Raw genomic sequence first — 17,205 nt, forward strand, 5'->3', positions numbered from 1 at the left:
TACTCACAAGTAGTGGGGGTATTACAGTGAGCAACTCGCGCCACGTCAAGGTCCCGGCTCCAGCAGGCGGAAGTCACCCGCTAAGCTGTCAGGCAGTATCCCTGCCCTCGTAGCTCAGGGGATAGAGCACCGCTCTCCTAAAGCGGGTGTCGGAGGTTCGAATCCTCCCGGGGGCGCCCAGGTCAGAGGCGGTTTCCGATGATCTGCGGAAGCCCGCGTGGTGCGGATCGTGGTGCGAGTTCCGTATCTTCGCACCATGGCTGACGCCGGAAAGAGCTCTCAGAAGCGCCATAGGGGCCGGATCGAGACGCTGCCCAGTGGTGCCCGCCGGATCGTGGTCTACGCGGGCGAGGACCCGCTCACAGGCCGCCGACACTACGTACGTGAGACCGTCCCGGCTGCCCGAACGTGGAGAAGGAAGCCGAGAAGGTCCGCGTCCGGATTCTCAACGAGATCAACGAGCAACGGAACGCGCGCACCAACGCGACCGTGAACCAGCTCATGGACCGCTATCTCGAACTTCTCGACGTCGACGCATCGACTCGCCAGCGGTACGAGAGCGTCATTCGCACGCATATCCGCCCGCTTGTCGGCAGGGTCACGTTGGCGCGACTCGACGCGGAAACCTTCGACTCGTTCTATCGCACGCTCCGTGCCTGCCGCGACCACTGCGGCGGGCGGAAGTTCGTCATTCACCGAACGCGGGGCGAGCACGCATAGTCTGAGGCAGCGAGCCGGGTGACCTTCACGCACAGACGGGTATGGCGGGCTGTCGTGTCGGCATGACTGCCGCCGCCTCTCACCATGGTGGGAACCCAGGGCAAGGCCGGTTCGACTCGCCCCGAGAGATCCGGGCTGCGCTGCTACCCGACGAGGTAGCGGCGTTCGATGTTGCGTACCAGCAAGCTCTGCGGGAGGCAGCGGAGACTTTGAGTCTGGAAGCGCTGCAGTCAACCTTGGCGAACTGGCGGCGCATCGCCCAGATGACGCAGGCCGACCCGGCCGCACATCGCAGGATGCTCCAGCAGGCCGAGCGGACCCGCCGCACCGGCGAACCGCCCGAGGGCGCCGTCGAGTGGAAGCAGCTACGCGCTGAGCTGGGCGTCTGACCTTTCGGTGGCTTACCGCATTCTCACGGACCCACAGGTTCGTTCGCAGATCCGCGCCCTTCCGGCCGAGGTGCTGCCCCTGCTGGCTGACGCCATGGGAGTACTCGAACTGACGCCGTGGAATGGCTCACCCTACAACGACGCCGACCCGAACGGCTGGATGCGGCAGCTCGACTTCGGCGAGGGTCGCGGGCTCGTCACCCATCTCGTACTTGAAGATCAAAACCGGGTCGACGTCCTAAACGTAACGTGGTTCGGATGAAGAGGCACGAGCGATCCACACCGGCAAGCGATCCGCCCATCCTCACCCAGCACAATCGTGACAGAGGATAATCGCCAAATACCAACGACATGTCCTCGCCGGACGGGCAGGCTGCGCATCTGCGACCTGACAACGTCCGCTTTTGCGCGACCGGCGGCAGGATCGGCTCCCCACGGCAGCGATCGCAGACCTGCTCATCCTGGTCACGCACCACTCCCGCTACCCGACGGCAGCGGTACTAATCCGTCGCGCGGGCGAGTCGGGCCGTCAGCGTCTTGATGTGCTCGACGAGTTCCGGCGGTTCGTGCACCTGGAAGTCGAACCCTTTGGTCGTGACGTAGATGGCCAACTCGTCGAGTGAGTTTGATCCGGCTCGCAGGGTGCAGCTGTGCTCGTCGATCGGCTCCAGCGTCGCGGTGGTGGGAGCGATGCGCTCTGCCGCGGTTTCAGCGCTGACGTGCAGGGTGAATCGGGCTTGGTAGCGGTAGGCAGAGGTGGAGATCGCCCGCGAGGTGTAGCCGCTGAGGTCTGGTTCTGGCGGCGTGCGTGGGGTGAACCGGGGACCGGTGGGCGTGCGCGGGTCGAGGCGGTCCACGCGGTAGGTGCGCCAGTCCTGGCGGTCGATGTCCCAACCGATGAGGTACCAGCGCCGGCCCGCGTGCACCAGCCGGTGCGGCTCGGTGGTGCGCATGGCGCTGGTTCCGTCGTGGGTCCGGTAGTCGAAGCGCAGGCGCAGCGAGTCGCGGCAGGCGGCGGCGATGGCAGTGAGGGTGCTCGGCTCGACGGTGGGGCCGGTGTTGGTCATCGGCACGGTCATCGTCTGTAGGGCGTTGATCCGGTGGCGTAGCCGGGAGGGCAGTACCTGTTCGAGCTTGGCCAGGGCACGCACCGAGGTCTCCTCGATGCCGGTGATCGAACCGCCGGCGGCCGTGCGCAGGCCCATCGCGACGGCGACGGCTTCGTCGTCGTCGAGCAGCAGCGGCGGCAGGTCCGCGCCTGCGCCGAGCCGGTAGCCTGCGGTGCCCGCAGTCGCGTGCACCGGGTAGCCGAGGTCTCGCAGCCGGTCGATGTCGCGGCGCACGGTGCGTGGAGCTACCTCCAGACGCTCGGCGAGTTCGGCGCCGGACCAGTCGCGTCGCGTCTGCAAGAGGGAGAGCAGTCGCAGCAGTCGTGCCGAGGTTTCCCGCATGACTCGAAGCCTGCCATTCACCTAGGACCGAATTCGACCTAACCGGCTTCTAGCGTTGCCGGCATGACACACGACAGCGAGATCCGGCCTTTCACCATCGACATTCCCCAGTCCGACCTGGACGACCTCCGGGATCGGCTCGCCAGGACCCGTTGGACCGTGGACCTGCCCGATGTGGGCTGGAGCCGCGGGGTGCCGGTGAGCTACCTCAAGGGCTTGGCCGAGTACTGGCGCGACGGCTACGACTGGCGTGTCCACGAGCGGGAGTTGAACTCCTACCCGCAGTTCACCACCGAGATCGACGGGCAGAACATCCATTTCCTGCACGTGCGCTCGCCCGAGCCGGACGCGCTGCCGCTGATGCTGATCCACGGCTGGCCCGGTTCGATAGTGGAGTTCCTGAACGTCATCGGCCCGCTGACCAACCCTCGGGCACATGGTGGCGACCCGGCGGAGGCGTTTCACCTGGTTATCCCGTCGAACCCTGGCAGTGGCTTCTCCGGGCCGACCCGCGAGGCCGGCTGGGACATCAACCGGACGACCATGGCCTTCGCCGAGCTGATGAACCGGCTCGGCTACGACCGCTACGGCGCACAGGGCGGCGACACCGGCGCGGTCATCGCCCCAGGGCTGGGCCGCCTCAACCCCGACAACGTCGTCGGCGTGCACACGAACGGGCTCTCCGCGTTCGCCGAGGTCAGCCCACACGAGGTGGAGGAGTTGACCGCGGCAGAGCGAGCCCGGATCGAGCACCTGGCGTACCTGAAGACCGAGGGATCGGGCTACGCGATGGTCCAGATCAGCCGGCCACAGACACTGGCGCACGGGTTGCACGACTCCCCGGTGGGGCAGTTGGCCTGGATCGTGGAGAAGTTCAAGGAGTGGACCGATCCGGCCGCCGAACTGCCCGAGGATGCGGTTGATCGGGACCAGTTGCTCACCAACGTGATGCTGTACTGGCTGACCGGCACCGCCGGCTCCTCGGCCAACAGCTACTACGAGACCGCGCACGCCGGAGCCTGGAGTGCGCGCGAGCGTTCCACCGTGCCGACCGGTGTCGCGGTGTTCCCTCTGGACGTGTCCATCCGCCGCACGCTCGAACTCGAACACACGATCGTGCACTGGTCGGAGTTCGACCGTGGCGGCCACTTCGCCGCAATGGAGGCCCCCGACCTGCTCGTCGACGACGTCCGGGAATTCTTCGGCAAGTTGCGCTGAAACTACCGCGGCGCCGACCTCGATCAGGTCGGCGCCGCGGCCGGGGTTCCACAGAGGAGCTCCGGGCAATCGGCGAGAACGCCACATGAACAGCCTGGTGGCGCCGAGCGCGGCGACGCTGTCGGCCACCACCCGGCCGAATCCGGGCAGGCGTCAGTCAGCACGTCGACCCGGTCCTGGTCGTCAAGGACCAGTACTTCGGCCGGAAGGGCGTGAATCGGCGAACGGACCTGTGGGTCCGTCACGATCCGAACGGCCACCGAAAGGTCAGACGCCCAGTTCGGCGCGCAGCCGCCTCAACTCGACGGCGCCTTCGGGCGGTTCACCGGTACGGCGGGTTGCGACCCATCACGCACGGCATACCGCAGGCGCGGGCGACCATGCTGCTCGGCATGTTCCAGGCCTCGCGCCGCGGCGAGTTCGCCGTCACCGACCCCGCACTGGGAGAACTGCTCGGCCGCCCCACCACGTCCCTGCGCGCGTATCTGGCCGAAGCGATGGTCTGAGCGACCCTTCAGTGCCGCCAGAAGAAGTGGTGCACGATGCCGCTGGGGCTCGGGACGCGTTCCAGGTGGAAGCTGTCGGTGAGTTCGTCCGGGCTGTCCCACAGTCGAAGGCCGCTGCCGAGTTCGTACGGGGTGACGGCGATGTGCATCTCGTCGATCAGGTCCGCGTCCAGGAACTCCCGGATGCTCGTCACACCCCCGCCGATGCGCACGTCCTGGCCGCCCGCGGCGGCCTTCGCCTGCTGCAGCGCTTCGTGCGGCGTCGCGTCGAGGAAGTGGAACGTCGTGTCGCTGAGCGTGAACGACGGCCGCGGGTGATGCGTCAGCACGAAGACCGGTGTGTGGAACGGGGGCTTGTCTCCCCACCATCCCTGCCAGTCGTCGTTGGGCCATGGACCGCGAACCGGGCCGAACTTGTTGCGCCCCATGATCTCGGCACCGATGTTTCGCGTGAAGTCGCGGACGACGTAATCGTCGAGACCCCGGGAGCCGCCCGGGGCGGTACGGTTGACCCAGCTGGCCGTGGCCCCGGCCCAGCCCAGCAGTGCGCCGGGGTCCGCATGGCCGAACGGGCGCTCGAAACTCTGGTCCTCGCCCGCGCCGATCCCGTCCTGGGTGACGGTGAAGCAGTGGACCCTGACTCGCTGTGTCATGGCCGACCTCCCTGGGGTGTGAAAGCTGCCGCTTGCATACCCCTTGGTCGGCACCGACCCTCCCGCCTAGACAGCCGCTGTGTGAAATCCGGCGGAAAATTCCTGGGCGCGTAGTGTCGCGTCAGCCGGGTTGGTGACGACCCCTGTTGAGCCGCCAAACAGGTGGTTCACCTAATCAAGGAGGTCATCGTGAAGTACTTGATCCTGATGCATGTCGATCCGGCGGTGCTCGAGCAGCTCACCGACGAGCAGCAGAAACAGATCCAAGAAGGGCACGCCGCTTTCATGGCCGCCACCAAGGAGAGTGGCGAGTTCATCGCGACCCAGGCGCTGGCCGACCCCAGCCAGTCGAAGGTCATTCGCAGTTCTGCGGGCAGGCCCGAGGTGACCGACGGACCCTTCGCAGAGAGCAAGGAGTTCATGGGCGGCTTCTACTTCATCGACGTCGACAGCGAGGCGCGGGCGGTGGAGCTGGCCAAGCGAATCCCCGACGCGAGCATCCCGGGGCTCGCCCTCGAACTACGGCCGGTGATGTTCGCCGACCTGGGAGATCAGTGACCACTGAGCCGCTACCGGGCGAGGGCTTGTGGCGCGACCTCGCCCCGCAAGCCCTCGCCCGACTGCTGCGCACCTACGGCAGCGCCCGCTTCGACCTGTGCGAAGACGCCGTCCAGGAGGCTCTCCTGCACGCCTACCGACAGTGGCCGGCCCGGTTCCCCGACGACCCCGTGGGCTGGCTCGTCACGACCGCCCGCCGCCGCTACGTCGACCTCACCCGCAGCGACGCGCGCCGCCGCCTGCGCGAAACCCGCGCCGCGCTCCTGCATCCGCCAATGCCACCGCAGCCTGTCCAGGCCGACGACTCGCTGCTGGTGCTGCAGCTGTGTTGCCACCCCGAGCTGCCACGATCCGGACAGGTCGCGCTGACGCTTCGGGCTGTGGCCGGACTCACCACCGCACAGATCGCCAACGTCTACCAGGTCCCGGAAACCACCATCGCGCAACGGATCACACGTGCCAAGCGTCGCGTGTCCGAACTCGGCACCCCGCTTCCACCGCCCAAGCACGCGGACGAGCGCGTCACCGCCGTACTCGACGTGTTGTACGTGATGTTCACCGAGGCACATCACACGACCACCGGCACACCGCCTGCCGACACGGACCTCGCCGCCGAGGCGATTCGCCTGACCCGGCTCCTGCTACGAAGCCTCCCGCGGTCCACCGAGGTCACCGGACTCCTCGCCCTGATGCTGCTCACCGAGGCACGCCACCCAGCCCGAGTTGGACCGGACGGGCGCCTGACGCCACTCGACGAGCAGGACCGCACGTTGTGGAACCAGGAACTGATCGACCAAGGGATCACACTCGTCCGCCGAGCCACCCCGGGCGCCGAACCCGGCCCCTACCTCCTCCAGGCCTGCATCGCGGCCCTGCACGCCGAAGCCGCGGACACGGCGACCACGGACTGGCACGAGATCCTCGCCCTCTACCGGCTCCTCGAAATCGTCACCGGTCATGGCAACCCCACGATCACCCTCAACCGCATCGTCGCGCAGGCCATGGTCGACGGAAATGACCTCGCCCTCGCCCAGCTCGATGCGCTGGAAGCCGAGCACCCCCGCCTTCCCCGTCTCGACGCCGTACGTGCCCACCTCCTGGAGCAGGCCAACCGACCAGGCGACGCGGCGAACGCCTACCGGCGAGCCATCGCCGCCACCGTCAATCTCGCCGAGCAACGACACCTCCGGCACCGCCTACGACGCCTTTCCGGCACATCTGCGTGACGACGGGCCACAGGATCGCGCACCGCCGCGCCAACCGCGTGGATCGCGGGCACAGCTTGGTCGATGTGGGAGTCGCCATCCGGCAGTAAGCCCTCAACTCGGCATAGTGTTCGCGCCGGGAGGCGAAGCGCGGCTGGAGCATCCACGAGTCGCCGACATGGACTTCGACACCCCAGCGCCACCATGCCCACCCACGATTGGCTGGTCGCCGGCTACGCCACCCCACCGGAGCACGGCTTCGGACCCGCGCTGCAAGCGCTGTGCCAGTTCCTTCCCCGGTCTCTCGACCGAGGGCTGATCGGCGTTTCCTCACTCGTCCCGGAACCGCCGAGCCAGCGCGCGCATGACCGCTGGTCGCATGAGCCGGATGAACGGCCCCGCCGCGAGCCAGTAACGCCGAAACCGCCGCCGACTGTCCACATCGGTGAGAGCGACCCGCGACTCCACGGTCAACACGCACGCCGCTTCACCGTAAGGCGTGACGAGCGTGCTCTCGGCCAGCTTGGCGAAGCCGGGCTCGGCGAAATCGGCGAAGGTGTCAGCGGTGACGGGATGGCTAGGCGCACCGCCGGTTCCTCTCCACACCTTGCCCACCTGGCCGTATACCAGTTCCCTCCCTGGGCGCTCGCCGAGCAGGATCCAGCCACGTGCGGGCAGGTCTCGGATGCGAAACGTCGGCGGTTCCGCGGTGGGAGGACCGCCCCGGCGTCGGGCACGGGCGTCGGCGAGACGGCCCGGCAGGGCGCGGGCTCGCAGTAGCACCCGTGGCAGCGGGAGCCGGAACAGGTCCAGGTCGGCGACAGCGTCGAGGACCTCGGTCGGTGGTGCCCGGAACAGCCGGGAAACATGGATGGCGTGGTCGTAGCTCGGCAGGTACTCGTCGAGCAGCAAAGGTTGGGTCACCGTCACCCTCTCGTCGGGCGACCGCGCCGGAACGCGGCTGGTTGCCCAACCGTATTCCGGTCGCGACCGCGCTGCCCGTGGTCGACGGTGCACCATCGTGTGACTACGGCAGACCCACCGAGAAGAGTTCAGATCGATGAACACTCCGGCAACAAGGGCCGGGGATCGACCTTTCCACCCACGAGCTCGCGAAACAGATCCTGAAAGTGCATGTGATAGACCTTGACAGCCCAACTGGATTGCTCTTCCCGATCCGCGCAGAGCGTCCTTCTCACCACGTCGTCCTGGCGGATGATTTCCGGCCGAAAATCATCCGCGTGCAGCACGGTGAGATCGTGGTCGGTCGATTCCAACACATAAGCCGACACCCGAGAATCTCCACCGTCGGTCTCGACAAGCTCCCGTGGAAACCAGACCATCGGGTCCGAGAAACCTCGAACGGCGATCAGCATGAACCCCAACACGAGCATCCCGTTGCCCAGGGTGCGCAACGCGGCGTCCAGCACCTCTTCCTTGAAGACGATCACCGAGAGCGTCACCACAAGAACAGGTATCGAGTAGATGATCGGGAAGAAGGTCAATGAAACGAAGAAGGCCGAAACGGGAAGGTACAGGCGATATCGGTAGGCGACAGAAGTCCTCGACGCCCTGTGGAGACGCCTCAACACGAAGATGTAAAGCAGCGCCAATACGATCGGCATCACCATGTTGAGCACCGAGAACAGGATGGCCGGGACACTCGATTCCCGCAAGATCAAGAAGATTACGTTCGGGTTGCCACCACTGATCCTGATCAAGGCCCAAATCGTGATGACGAACGGGATCGACGCCACCGCATACGGCGCGAGCGCCCGAAGGAAGCGGTCAATACTCTCGGTTTCGGCTACGTCGCCGGTCGCCTCGAGGCTGTCCGCACCACCGGCGGTGGTTCGCCTACGCTCGGTCGAACCGCGTCGATCGCGCCTCCTGGCCCCCACTCTCTGCCTCTCCTTCGGCTCCGACTCAAGCACGCGGACGGACGACAAAGACTACCCAATCCCTGTGCTCGCCAGAGTCGCCGACGCCAAGACCGACCCGTGAACTGTCGGCCGCGCTCACAAGGAAAGCGATCTCACCTGGTCGGCAGGCGAAGCCGGCTCGGCCCGCGCCGCTTCGGCGATGCGGCCGGCGATCACCGTGCTGACCCGGGCCGTCTTCCGGTCCGAACCCGGTGCACGTCATCGTGCTGGCATGGTTGCCCGGCATCGCCGGTATCGGCGGCGCAGCGGTTCCGAACTCTTGGCTGGTGGTGATCCCGCTCTGGTGTTCGGCGAGCTACTTCACCGCTCCCAGCGACAGACCACGGACCAGCCACTTCTGCGCCACCCAACCCGCAATGATCACCGGAAGCGCGGCCATGGTGGATGCCGCGGAAAGGCGCGCCCAGAACAATCCCTCGCTGGTGATGAAGCCGACCAGGAACACCGGAACGGTGGCCGCCTGTGTCGAAGTGAGGCTGACCGCGAAGAAGAACTCGTTCCATGCGAAGATGAAGCAGATCAGCGCGGTCGCCGCCAACCCTGGCGCGATCATGGGCAGGATGACGCGGCGGATCTCGATACCGAACGTGGCACCGTCGATCCTTGCCGCCTCCAACACTTCCCTGGGTATCTCGACCAGGAATGACCGGATCATCCACACCGCGATCGGCATGTTCATCACCGTGTACACCAGCGCGAGCATCGTGACGTTGTCGAGCACGCCGATGTTCTTGGCGATGATGTAGAGCGGCAGGATGATCGCCACCGCGGGCATCATCCGGGTCGCGATGAAGAAGAACAGCGAGTCCCGCCACTTCGGGATCTTCGCGATCGACAGCGCGTAGGCGGCAGGCATCGCCAGGATGACCACCAGAACGGTCGACATCAGCGACGCGCTGAGCGAGTTGATGAAGTACGGCGCGAAGTCACGGCCGAGAATCGCCCGATACTGGTCGAGAGTCGGCACGAAGGAGAACGTGGGCGGGTCCGTAGAAGCCTGCGATTCCTGCTTGAAGCCGGTGAGGAACATCCACAACACCGGCGCGAAGAACAGCAGCGCGGCTGCCCACGCGACGAGTCCGACCCAGATGTGCCGGGGCCGACCCCGCCGCCGTCGCCGCTGCGCGCGTGTCGCGGGCTTCGAAGTCCAATCGGCGCCTGTCTCGGCGGGCGGTGTCGAAGTGGTCGTCGGCGACATGGTCACGCCTCCTCCTGGAACAGGTTCGAGATGACCCGCAGCGCGAACGTCGCGATGATGATCGTCCCGGCAACCACGAGCACACCGGCGGCGGCTGACTCGCCGACGTCGAAGGCGCGGAAACTTTGCTGATAGATGAAGTAGGGCAGGTTGGTTGTGGCTTGGCCCGGCCCGCCCTGAGTGATCATGAAGATCGCGTCGAACGTCTGCACGATGAATATCGAGCCGAGCAGGATTCCGAGCTCGATGAACTGACGCAGGTGTGGAAGAGTGATGTGGGCGAACGTGGACCACGCTCCCGCGCCGTCCACTGTGGCCGCCTCGAGTATCTCGGGAGACTGGCTCTGCAGCCCGGCGAGCACGATCAGCATCATGAACGGGGTCCACTGCCAGACCAACACCATGATCACTGAAGCCATGGGGAACCGGCTCACCCAGTCGACGTTGTCGACGCCGAACGGTGAGAGCACCCAGTTGAGCAGGCCGAACACCGGGTTGAAGATCGAGGTCTTCCACAGCAGCGCCGCGGCCGCGGGCATCACGAGAAACGGGGTGATGAGCAGGGTACGCACGATGCTGCGGCCGAGGAACTTCTTGTCGAGCAGCACGGCCAGACCGATACCGATCGCCATGGACAGCACCACTGTGGACGCGGTCAGCACCACCGTGTTGAACACCGCGTTGCGGAAGAGCGAATCCGCGAGCACCTTGCCGTAGTTGGCAAGTCCCACGAACTCCGCCGAGCCGGGGCGGAGCAGGTTCTGCGAGAACAGGCTGTAGTAGACCGTGACAAGCATGGGGATCTGCGTCAGCACGATCGTCAGCAGCAGTGCGGGCAGCAGCGGTCCGCGAAGGCGCCAGCGCTGCCCCACGGTGAGCGCGGGAGCCGCCGCCCGGACTTTCGCTACGGTCATTTCTGGTAGCCGCCCTCCTTGGCGGTCTGCTCGGCGTAGCGCTGGCCCTTGGCGAGCGCCTCGTCGACCGACTGGCGACCCGCGATGGCCGCCGAGATCTCCTGCGAGACCTTCGTGCCCAGATCCTGGAACTCCGGGATGGCGACGTACTGCACGCCGACCCACGGCTGGGGGTGCACTCCGGGTTGGCGCACGTCGACGTTGCGGATCGCGTTCAGCGTGGGCTCGGCGAACGCCTTCGCCGCCCGCTGGTACTCGGGGAGTTCGTAGGTGGACTGCCTGCTGCCCGGCGGCACCCTCGTCCACCCCAACTCGTTTCCGACCAGCTTGATGTATTCCTTGGAGGTGGCCCAGGAGACGAACTCCCAGGCGGCGTCCTTGCGCTCGGAGGTCTGCGGGATCGCCAGCGACCAGGCCCACAGCCAACCGGAGTGATCGGTCTTCACCACGGGCGCGGGTACGTACCCGATCTTGCCCGCGACCTTGCTCGTCTTCGGGTCCTCCAGCGAACTGGCGGCGACGGTGGCGTCGTACCACATCGCGGCGTTGCCCTGGCCCATGGCGGTCAGGCACTCGGAGAACCCGGCGCTGGGAGCACCCGGCTCGCCGTACTGGCGCACCAGGTCGACGTAGAACTCCACCGCCTGTTTCGACTCCGGTGAGGTGAGCTGAGCCTGCCACTGCTCGTCGTACCAGTGCCCGCCGAAGGTCAGCATCACGGAGTTGAGCGGTGCCAGCACCTCCCCCCAGCCAGGCAGCCCGCGCAGGCAGATTCCGGCCGTGTTGGTTCGCGGGTCGTCGAGTTCCTTCGCGAACTCGGCCACCTGCTGCCAGGTCGGCTGCTCGGGCATGGTCAAGCCGGCCTTGTCGAACAGGTCCTTGCGGTACATCAGGAACGACGACTCGCCGTAGAACGGCGCCGCATACATCGTGTCCTCGTACGACAGCGCGGCACGGACCGGTTCCAGGATGTCGTTCACGTCGTAGGCCGGATCGCTCGCGTACTCGCTCAGCGGCGCCAGCCAGCCGTTCTCCGCCCAGATCGGCGTTTCGTACGTTCCGATCGTCACGACGTCGTACTGACCGGCTTCGGTGGCGATGTCCTGTGTCACCCGGTCACGCAGTTCGTTCTCGGGAAGGATGACGAAGTTGAGATCGATGTCGGGGTGTTCCTCCTCGAATCGACTGCTCAGCTTCTCGATGTCCTGCATCTGCGGGTTGGCTACGGTAGCGATCGTGACGGTCTGCTTGCCGTCACCCCCGCTGCCCCCGCCTGCGCCCGCGCAGGCCGACACCACCAGCGCCAGCGCCGCGGCCATCGCCGCGAACGCCGTACGTCGGGACCGGGAACGGATTCTCATCAGGACCTCCTCGTCCTGTCCGGTGTGGTCAGTGCTAGGCAGGGCCTCAGGCATCGAGGGCACCTCCCGGAACGACCTGGATCTTGAGTCCTGCGCCGCCGCGCATCAGTTCGAGAGCCTCGGGGTAGCGCTCCAGCGGGAGCGTGTCGGTGACGAGCGCCGACGTGTCCACGGCGCCGGCCGCGACCAGGTCCAGTGCGGTGCCGAAGCTGTGCAACACCGCCATCGAGCCGACAATGGTGATCTCTTCGTTGAAGATGCGGAACGGAGACAGCAGCACGCGCTCCTCCTCCGGCGCCACCCCAAAGACGAGCAGCCTGCCGCCGCGGCGCAGGGCGCCGAAAGCGGCCTCGATCGCGGGGACCACGCCGGTGCAATCGATCGCGGCGTCGAAGCGTTCGTCGTCCAGCTCAGCTGCGTCGGCCGCGACAGCGTTGGCTCCGAGCGAACTCGCCATCTGCAGCCGCGTTGTGTTGCGGTCGACAACGGTCACCGTGGCACCCGACCGCTGCAGCAACTGCTGCATGATCAAGCCCATCGGGCCTGCTCCCATCACCAGGAACCGCTCTGCTGCTTCGACTCCGATCCTGCGCAGGCCGTGGACCGCGCAGGACACCGGCTCCACCAGCGCGCCCTGCTGCGCGGTGAGGTGGTCGGGCAGTCGGTAGCAGGTGGCAGCAGGCACGGCGACGTATTCGGCGAAACCGCCGTCCACCGTGTCTCCCGTCGCGCCCCAGTTGACGCAGAGGTTGCCGTGTCCGGAGCGGCATGCGGCACAGTGGCCGCAGAACAGCGACGGGTCCACGGCGACCCTGTCGCCGACCTGCCACTCTCCGGGCACGCCCTTGCCGAGTTCGACGATCTCACCCGCGAACTCGTGGCCGGGCACGATGGGGTACGGCGTCGGCGGGAACCCGCCGTCGGCGATGTGGACGTCGGTTCCGCAGATGCCGCAGGCGCCGACGCGGACGACAACCTCTGACTCGCCCGGTTCGGGGTCCGGCACGTCACCGACTCGAACGCGTCCCGGCTGGTCGATGATCGCGGCTCGCATCGCGTTCTCCCTTTCACAGCGTCGTTGCGGTCTGCGCTCATATGAGTGGCTGACGAACCATCACAGCATCGCGCGTGACGGGAATTGAAGGCGCTTCGCAGGTACCGGGTCAACCTCTGTGGTGCTATGTTGCTCATATGAGCAAGGCCAAACAGGGGTACGGACTCGCAGAGGCTGCACTGGCCGCGTCCGTCGCCAGGCGTTACTACCTGCAGGGAAAGCCGAAACTGGAGATCGCCGAGGAGTTCGGCATCAGCCGTTTCAAGGTGGCCCGCATACTCGAGTCGGCAAGGGAACAGGGGCTGGTTCGGATCGAGTTCGACATGCCCGCCGGTCTTGACCCTGCCCTCGGCGACGATTTGACCTGCGCATACGGTCTGGATCGTGCGTTGGTGCTCGAACGAGCACTCTCTGAAGGGAGCCGCGCGGAGTTGCGGTACCGCATCGGCACCATTGCCGCTCAGTTGCTTTCAGAGATGGTCACAGCCGACGACGTCATCGGGCTGTCGTGGGCACGGTCGGTCAACGTCATGACAGGGCTCATCGACAGCCTTCCGCGCTGCCCGATCGTGCAGCTGTGCGGCGTCCAAGCGGGCATCGACATGCGGGATCGGTCGGTGGAAACCGTGAGCAGGCTCGCCAGGGTTTCCGGCGGCGAGGCCTACCCGATCTTCGCTCCCCTGGTGCTTCCCGACAGGAGGACCACCGAGATCCTGCGCAGGCAGCCAGGCATCGCCGAAACCTTCGGCCAGTTCGAGAACCTGACCAAGGCCGTGGTGAGCATCGGCTCCTGGCAGCCAGGCGAGTCCACTGTGTATGACTCGCTCAGCCAGCCGGAACGCGACACCATCAGCAAGCGTGGCGCCAAGGCGGAGGTCGCCGCGCGGCTGTTCGACGCCGACGGCAACGCGCTGTCAACCGGGTTGTCGCACCACGTGCTCGCCATCAGCGCCGACGAGTTACGCCGGGTACCCCAGGTGATCGCGCTCGGTTACGCAGCGCCGAAGGCAGAAGCCGTCGACGCGGTGCTGCGCTCGGGCATGGTCTCCACGCTGATCACGGATGCGGAAACGGCCAGGCTGGCCCTCGAGATGGCTGCCCGCAGGCCACCGAAGTAGGACAGCTGATACGCAGCTGCATCCGGTCGGGCTCGGGATGCTCCTGCTCAGGAGTCGATCAGCTGGTCGCGGCCTGCTGGTAACGCAGGTTCACCACGGCCGAGCGATCGCCGCCGTTGAGCAACTCAAGGCGGACAGGCGCGCCCCCCGGGTTGTCGAACAGCCGGAGTTCGTCATGACTCTGCCTCGCACAGGGCGGCGTTGGCGACGTCGAGCGCTGCCGGGTCCTGCGGGCTTGTGTCGGCGTTGGTGACCACCGAGGCGAACCGGCCGTCATCGGTGACCACTGTGAGCGACGCGTGCCCGGTCAGCGACATGCCGTCGTGCCCCCACGCCACGACGCCACACGAGGTGTACAGGCTGCGCATGCCGAGGCCGTAGCCGTCCGGGCGTTCCGGCGAGAACGGCACAGTCGTGCGCATCTCGGCGAGCGCGTCCTGGGACAGCAGCTCGCCGCCGAGCAGAGCGCGGTAGAACCTCGCCAGATCCTCCAGTGTGGACTCCAGCGCGCCTGCGCTGCTGTACAGCGAAAGCTCGATCATGGTGGTCGCCTCGATCCAGAAGTAGAAGCCGCCGATCCGCAATCCCTGATAGCCGGGAACGTAGGGATCGGCCAACGCCCGCTCTCCCGGCGCGGGGAACGACGTGCCACTGAGCCCGAGCGGCTCGATGATCCGTTCGGTGATCGCGTCACCGACATACCGGCCGGTTACCTGCTCGATGAGCATCCCCAGCACCAGGTAGCCGACGTTGGAGTACCTGATGGAACCACCCGGCGCGGACTGCGGTGTCTCGTCCATCGCCGCCCGCACCAGTTCTGCCAGCTCGTAGCTTCCGCCCGGGTTCGCCGCCGCGCCACTGGTGTCCCTGGAGAACCCCGCGGTGTGGTTGAGCAACTGCCGCACGGTGATGACGGTGCCGTCGAAGTTGCCGGTGACCACACCCGGCAGGTACCGCTCGATGGGTGCGTCGAGGGCGACGAGCCCTTCGTCGAACAGTTGGAGCACGACGGTCGCGGTGAACGTCTTGGTCTGACTGGCCGCACGGAAGTGGTCGGATGCGGTGATCGGGCCGTCGTCGTTGATTCCACGTGCACCACTGGAAAGCGTCCAGGCTTCGGCGCCGTCGCCCGCATGGACCGCCGCGCCGGGCCCTGCCTGCTGCTGGTACCGGTCGAGCACCGCCTGAGTGTCGGCGTGGTCTTCCGCGGGTGCGGCCTGCGCGGGTGTGACGAGCGCGGTCACCGCGAGCGCTGTACCGCCTGCCACACCCGCGAACCATCGCTGAGTTTTGTTGCTCATCATGCTGTTGTCCCCATTCGTTTCCCCGATGAACTCATCGGTCGTCACCCCCACTTGTTTGCGCTTCGGCGGGTGAGCTCGACGAGTCGCCGCCTGCCAGGTCGCCGATGACGCTGAGCCCCTCCTTCACGACGTCGAGCGCGCCGAGCACGCCGTCGATCAGCTTCACCAGGTTCTCGCCGCTGGCGAGCAACTCGGCCAGCTTGGCCGCGATCCGCCCGCCGTAGTCCACGGCGATCGCCACGCATCGCGGGATGGCCTGCGCGATACTCGCCCCGAACGTCGCGGGCGCCGCGGCGATCGCCTCGGTCATGATGGGAACGATCTTGCCAACGGCTTCGGTGATCAACCGGGTGACGATGTCGACGACCTGTGCCACCACCTCACCCGCGGCCATCATCGCCTTCGAGTTGGTCATCGCCGCCTCGGCGATCGACTTGACCCCTTCGGTCAGTTTGCTCGCCGTCTCGGCATAGTCCGACTTGGCCTCTCCGGACCACTCGCCGGTCTCTTGATCCATTGTGGATTCGTAGTCTTCGGCCACGGAGTTCGCCTGCCGCGAGCATCCGTCGTGTTGACCCGCGGGGCCCGACACCGAGTCGGGCTCGCCACGCAACTGGTCGAGCGGTTCCTCCAGAAACGAGATCATCGGAATGAGGAAGTCGCATCCCGCGCTGACCAGGGCCGACAGCGGGCTCGCCGTCGAACCCAGCATGTCGATAGAGACGACGGGTTCTCCGGCGAGTTCGACGGACAGCCACTCCTTGTTGCCGACGGCGTCTCCGGCGAGCCGCAGGTCGGCGAGCGCGGTGTTGATCTCCACCGCGGACCGTTCGGGATCGGCAGGCCGCGGCGCATCCCCGGTCTCGGTCCGGCCATGCGGGTCCGTCTCGGCGAGTTCCCAGGTATGCGCTGCCGTGTTCATCGGCCCCCCTCATCGCCAAGGTCGGCGCCGATCCCGGTCAGGTCGGCAGCATGGGCTTCGTCGGCGTACTGGTACTCGTCGGCGGCACGTCGCATCGCGTCGCTCACCTTGTCCAAGGTGGATGACGCGTGCGCGAACGCGTCTGTCGTTTCGGCCATCGCGGTGCCCAGACTCGTGGCGACGAAGCGCGCGAACACACCAAGCGACAGCGGCCCCAACTCACCGGGCAGCGCCGTGCCGATCGAAGACAACTGATCGGCGTGTGTGGCCAGCCTGCCCGCGTGTCCGCGCAACTGGTCGGGATCGACGTTGTACGAAGACCTAGTCGTCATCGCACGACCTCCGGGGGAACATGCTGGGTGATCTGTGTGAGGGCCGGGCTGTCCCCGAGGTAGCCCGCCATCACCTCGGTCATCCGGGTGGCAGCCAGGCGCTGCGCCTCGCGTGCCGTGTCGACGATGAGCGCGGCGAGCACTTCAGCTTCCATTCTGCGCGCCAGCGGCGTCAACTTGACTGCCTGCAGCGCGCCCGCGGCGTTCACCGTCACCGCCACCTCACCCCTTGGCGATGCGGCGGTCGCCTCGACTTCCCGAAGGCTTTCACGAGCCTGCCGCGCGCCGTACGACGCTCGCTCGAGACGGTCGCGGTATTCGGCCAGCCACCGTGCCGGGTCCATATTGCTCCCCTTCCC

At 66.6% G+C, this 17,205-nt stretch carries 20 protein-coding genes and 1 tRNA gene; 9 read left to right on the forward strand and 12 right to left on the reverse strand.

Annotation, left to right across the window (positions count from 1 at the left end):
* Positions 1-103 precede the first annotated feature (103 nt).
* The 4 genes from SACMADRAFT_RS22690 (at position 104) to SACMADRAFT_RS22705 (ending at position 1,371) form a co-directional block, all read left to right on the forward strand.
* Positions 104-176 (forward strand) — tRNA-Arg (locus SACMADRAFT_RS22690).
* Positions 177-408: 232 nt separating this feature from the next.
* Positions 409-720 (forward strand): tyrosine-type recombinase/integrase, encoded by a 312-nt coding sequence (locus SACMADRAFT_RS30550; protein WP_050998233.1) that lies wholly within the window; start codon positions 409-411, stop codon positions 718-720.
* A gap of 62 nt (positions 721-782) precedes the next feature.
* Positions 783-1,109, forward strand: coding sequence for a DUF6247 family protein (locus tag SACMADRAFT_RS22700; protein ID WP_009156193.1), 327 nt, complete (start codon positions 783-785; stop codon positions 1,107-1,109).
* A 7-nt stretch (positions 1,110-1,116) separates the two neighbouring features.
* Positions 1,117-1,371 carry a hypothetical protein gene (locus tag SACMADRAFT_RS22705; RefSeq protein WP_009156194.1) on the forward strand — a complete coding sequence of 85 codons (255 nt, stop codon included), beginning with the start codon at positions 1,117-1,119 and terminating at the stop codon, positions 1,369-1,371.
* Positions 1,372-1,609: 238 nt separating this feature from the next.
* On the opposite strand, the gene SACMADRAFT_RS22710 is transcribed toward SACMADRAFT_RS22705, so the two are convergent.
* A complete protein-coding gene (locus SACMADRAFT_RS22710) occupies positions 1,610-2,560 on the reverse strand; it encodes a helix-turn-helix transcriptional regulator (protein WP_009156195.1) in 951 nt (316 codons plus the stop codon).
* 63 nt (positions 2,561-2,623) lie between these two features.
* Here SACMADRAFT_RS22710 and SACMADRAFT_RS22715 point away from each other — a divergent pair, with 63 nt between their 5' ends.
* The gene (locus SACMADRAFT_RS22715) at positions 2,624-3,778 is read left to right on the forward strand and encodes an epoxide hydrolase family protein (RefSeq protein ID WP_009156196.1); all 1,155 of its coding nucleotides are present in this window, start codon (positions 2,624-2,626) and stop codon (positions 3,776-3,778) included.
* Between the two features lie 338 nt (positions 3,779-4,116).
* Positions 4,117-4,284, forward strand: a complete 168-nt coding sequence (locus SACMADRAFT_RS30130; protein WP_198285889.1) for a hypothetical protein — start codon at positions 4,117-4,119, stop codon at positions 4,282-4,284.
* An 8-nt stretch (positions 4,285-4,292) separates the two neighbouring features.
* On the opposite strand, the gene SACMADRAFT_RS22720 is transcribed toward SACMADRAFT_RS30130, so the two are convergent.
* Entirely contained in the window at positions 4,293-4,937 is a 645-nt protein-coding gene (locus tag SACMADRAFT_RS22720; RefSeq protein ID WP_009156197.1) for a dihydrofolate reductase family protein, read from the reverse strand.
* 189 nt (positions 4,938-5,126) lie between these two features.
* Here SACMADRAFT_RS22720 and SACMADRAFT_RS22725 point away from each other — a divergent pair, with 189 nt between their 5' ends.
* Positions 5,127-5,495 carry a YciI family protein gene (locus SACMADRAFT_RS22725; protein ID WP_009156198.1) on the forward strand — a complete coding sequence of 123 codons (369 nt, stop codon included), beginning with the start codon at positions 5,127-5,129 and terminating at the stop codon, positions 5,493-5,495.
* Positions 5,492-6,721 (forward strand): RNA polymerase sigma factor, encoded by a 1,230-nt coding sequence (locus SACMADRAFT_RS22730; protein ID WP_009156199.1) that lies wholly within the window; start codon positions 5,492-5,494, stop codon positions 6,719-6,721. The genes SACMADRAFT_RS22725 and SACMADRAFT_RS22730 overlap by 4 nt, the downstream gene beginning before the upstream one ends.
* 309 nt (positions 6,722-7,030) lie before the next feature.
* Here the strand turns inward: SACMADRAFT_RS22730 and SACMADRAFT_RS22735 are convergent, their stop codons facing one another.
* The 6 genes from SACMADRAFT_RS22735 to SACMADRAFT_RS22760 all read right to left on the reverse strand — a co-directional run bounded on the left by SACMADRAFT_RS22735 (position 7,031) and on the right by SACMADRAFT_RS22760 (position 13,170).
* The gene (locus SACMADRAFT_RS22735) at positions 7,031-7,624 is read right to left on the reverse strand and encodes a hypothetical protein (RefSeq protein WP_009156200.1); all 594 of its coding nucleotides are present in this window, start codon (positions 7,622-7,624) and stop codon (positions 7,031-7,033) included.
* A gap of 128 nt (positions 7,625-7,752) precedes the next feature.
* On the reverse strand, positions 7,753-8,601 hold the full coding sequence (locus SACMADRAFT_RS22740; RefSeq protein WP_009156201.1) for a hypothetical protein: 849 nt from the start codon (positions 8,599-8,601) through the stop codon (positions 7,753-7,755).
* 337 nt (positions 8,602-8,938) lie between these two features.
* Positions 8,939-9,841: a carbohydrate ABC transporter permease gene (locus tag SACMADRAFT_RS22745; RefSeq protein WP_009156202.1), complete on the reverse strand. Its 903-nt coding sequence runs from the start codon at positions 9,839-9,841 to the stop codon at positions 8,939-8,941.
* A gap of 2 nt (positions 9,842-9,843) precedes the next feature.
* Positions 9,844-10,755 carry a carbohydrate ABC transporter permease gene (locus SACMADRAFT_RS22750; protein WP_009156203.1) on the reverse strand — a complete coding sequence of 304 codons (912 nt, stop codon included), beginning with the start codon at positions 10,753-10,755 and terminating at the stop codon, positions 9,844-9,846.
* Complete coding sequence (locus SACMADRAFT_RS22755) at positions 10,752-12,116, reverse strand: ABC transporter substrate-binding protein (protein WP_050998236.1); 1,365 nt, start codon at positions 12,114-12,116, stop codon at positions 10,752-10,754. Before SACMADRAFT_RS22755 ends, SACMADRAFT_RS22750 begins: the two co-directional genes overlap by 4 nt.
* A gap of 46 nt (positions 12,117-12,162) precedes the next feature.
* Positions 12,163-13,170, reverse strand: coding sequence for a zinc-dependent alcohol dehydrogenase family protein (locus SACMADRAFT_RS22760; RefSeq protein WP_009156205.1), 1,008 nt, complete (start codon positions 13,168-13,170; stop codon positions 12,163-12,165).
* A gap of 137 nt (positions 13,171-13,307) precedes the next feature.
* On the opposite strand from SACMADRAFT_RS22760, the gene SACMADRAFT_RS22765 reads away from it, so the two are divergent.
* Positions 13,308-14,288: a sugar-binding transcriptional regulator gene (locus SACMADRAFT_RS22765; RefSeq protein ID WP_009156206.1), complete on the forward strand. Its 981-nt coding sequence runs from the start codon at positions 13,308-13,310 to the stop codon at positions 14,286-14,288.
* Positions 14,289-14,461: 173 nt separating this feature from the next.
* Here SACMADRAFT_RS22765 and SACMADRAFT_RS22770 read toward each other — a convergent pair whose 3' ends face one another.
* Genes SACMADRAFT_RS22770 through SACMADRAFT_RS22785 form a run of 4 tightly spaced genes read right to left on the reverse strand, consistent with a single transcriptional unit; the run spans position 14,462 to position 17,190 of the window.
* Positions 14,462-15,589, reverse strand: coding sequence for a serine hydrolase domain-containing protein (locus SACMADRAFT_RS22770; protein WP_040926732.1), 1,128 nt, complete (start codon positions 15,587-15,589; stop codon positions 14,462-14,464).
* A gap of 34 nt (positions 15,590-15,623) precedes the next feature.
* Entirely contained in the window at positions 15,624-16,514 is an 891-nt protein-coding gene (locus SACMADRAFT_RS22775; RefSeq protein WP_009156208.1) for a hypothetical protein, read from the reverse strand.
* The gene (locus tag SACMADRAFT_RS22780) at positions 16,511-16,846 is read right to left on the reverse strand and encodes a WXG100 family type VII secretion target (protein ID WP_009156209.1); all 336 of its coding nucleotides are present in this window, start codon (positions 16,844-16,846) and stop codon (positions 16,511-16,513) included. Before SACMADRAFT_RS22780 ends, SACMADRAFT_RS22775 begins: the two co-directional genes overlap by 4 nt.
* Positions 16,843-17,190 carry a YbaB/EbfC family nucleoid-associated protein gene (locus SACMADRAFT_RS22785; RefSeq protein ID WP_009156210.1) on the reverse strand — a complete coding sequence of 116 codons (348 nt, stop codon included), beginning with the start codon at positions 17,188-17,190 and terminating at the stop codon, positions 16,843-16,845. The genes SACMADRAFT_RS22780 and SACMADRAFT_RS22785 overlap by 4 nt, the downstream gene beginning before the upstream one ends.
* Positions 17,191-17,205 lie beyond the last annotated feature (15 nt).

Source organism: Saccharomonospora marina XMU15 (assembly GCF_000244955.1).
Taxonomy (GTDB): Bacteria; Actinomycetota; Actinomycetes; order Mycobacteriales; family Pseudonocardiaceae; genus Saccharomonospora_A; species Saccharomonospora_A marina.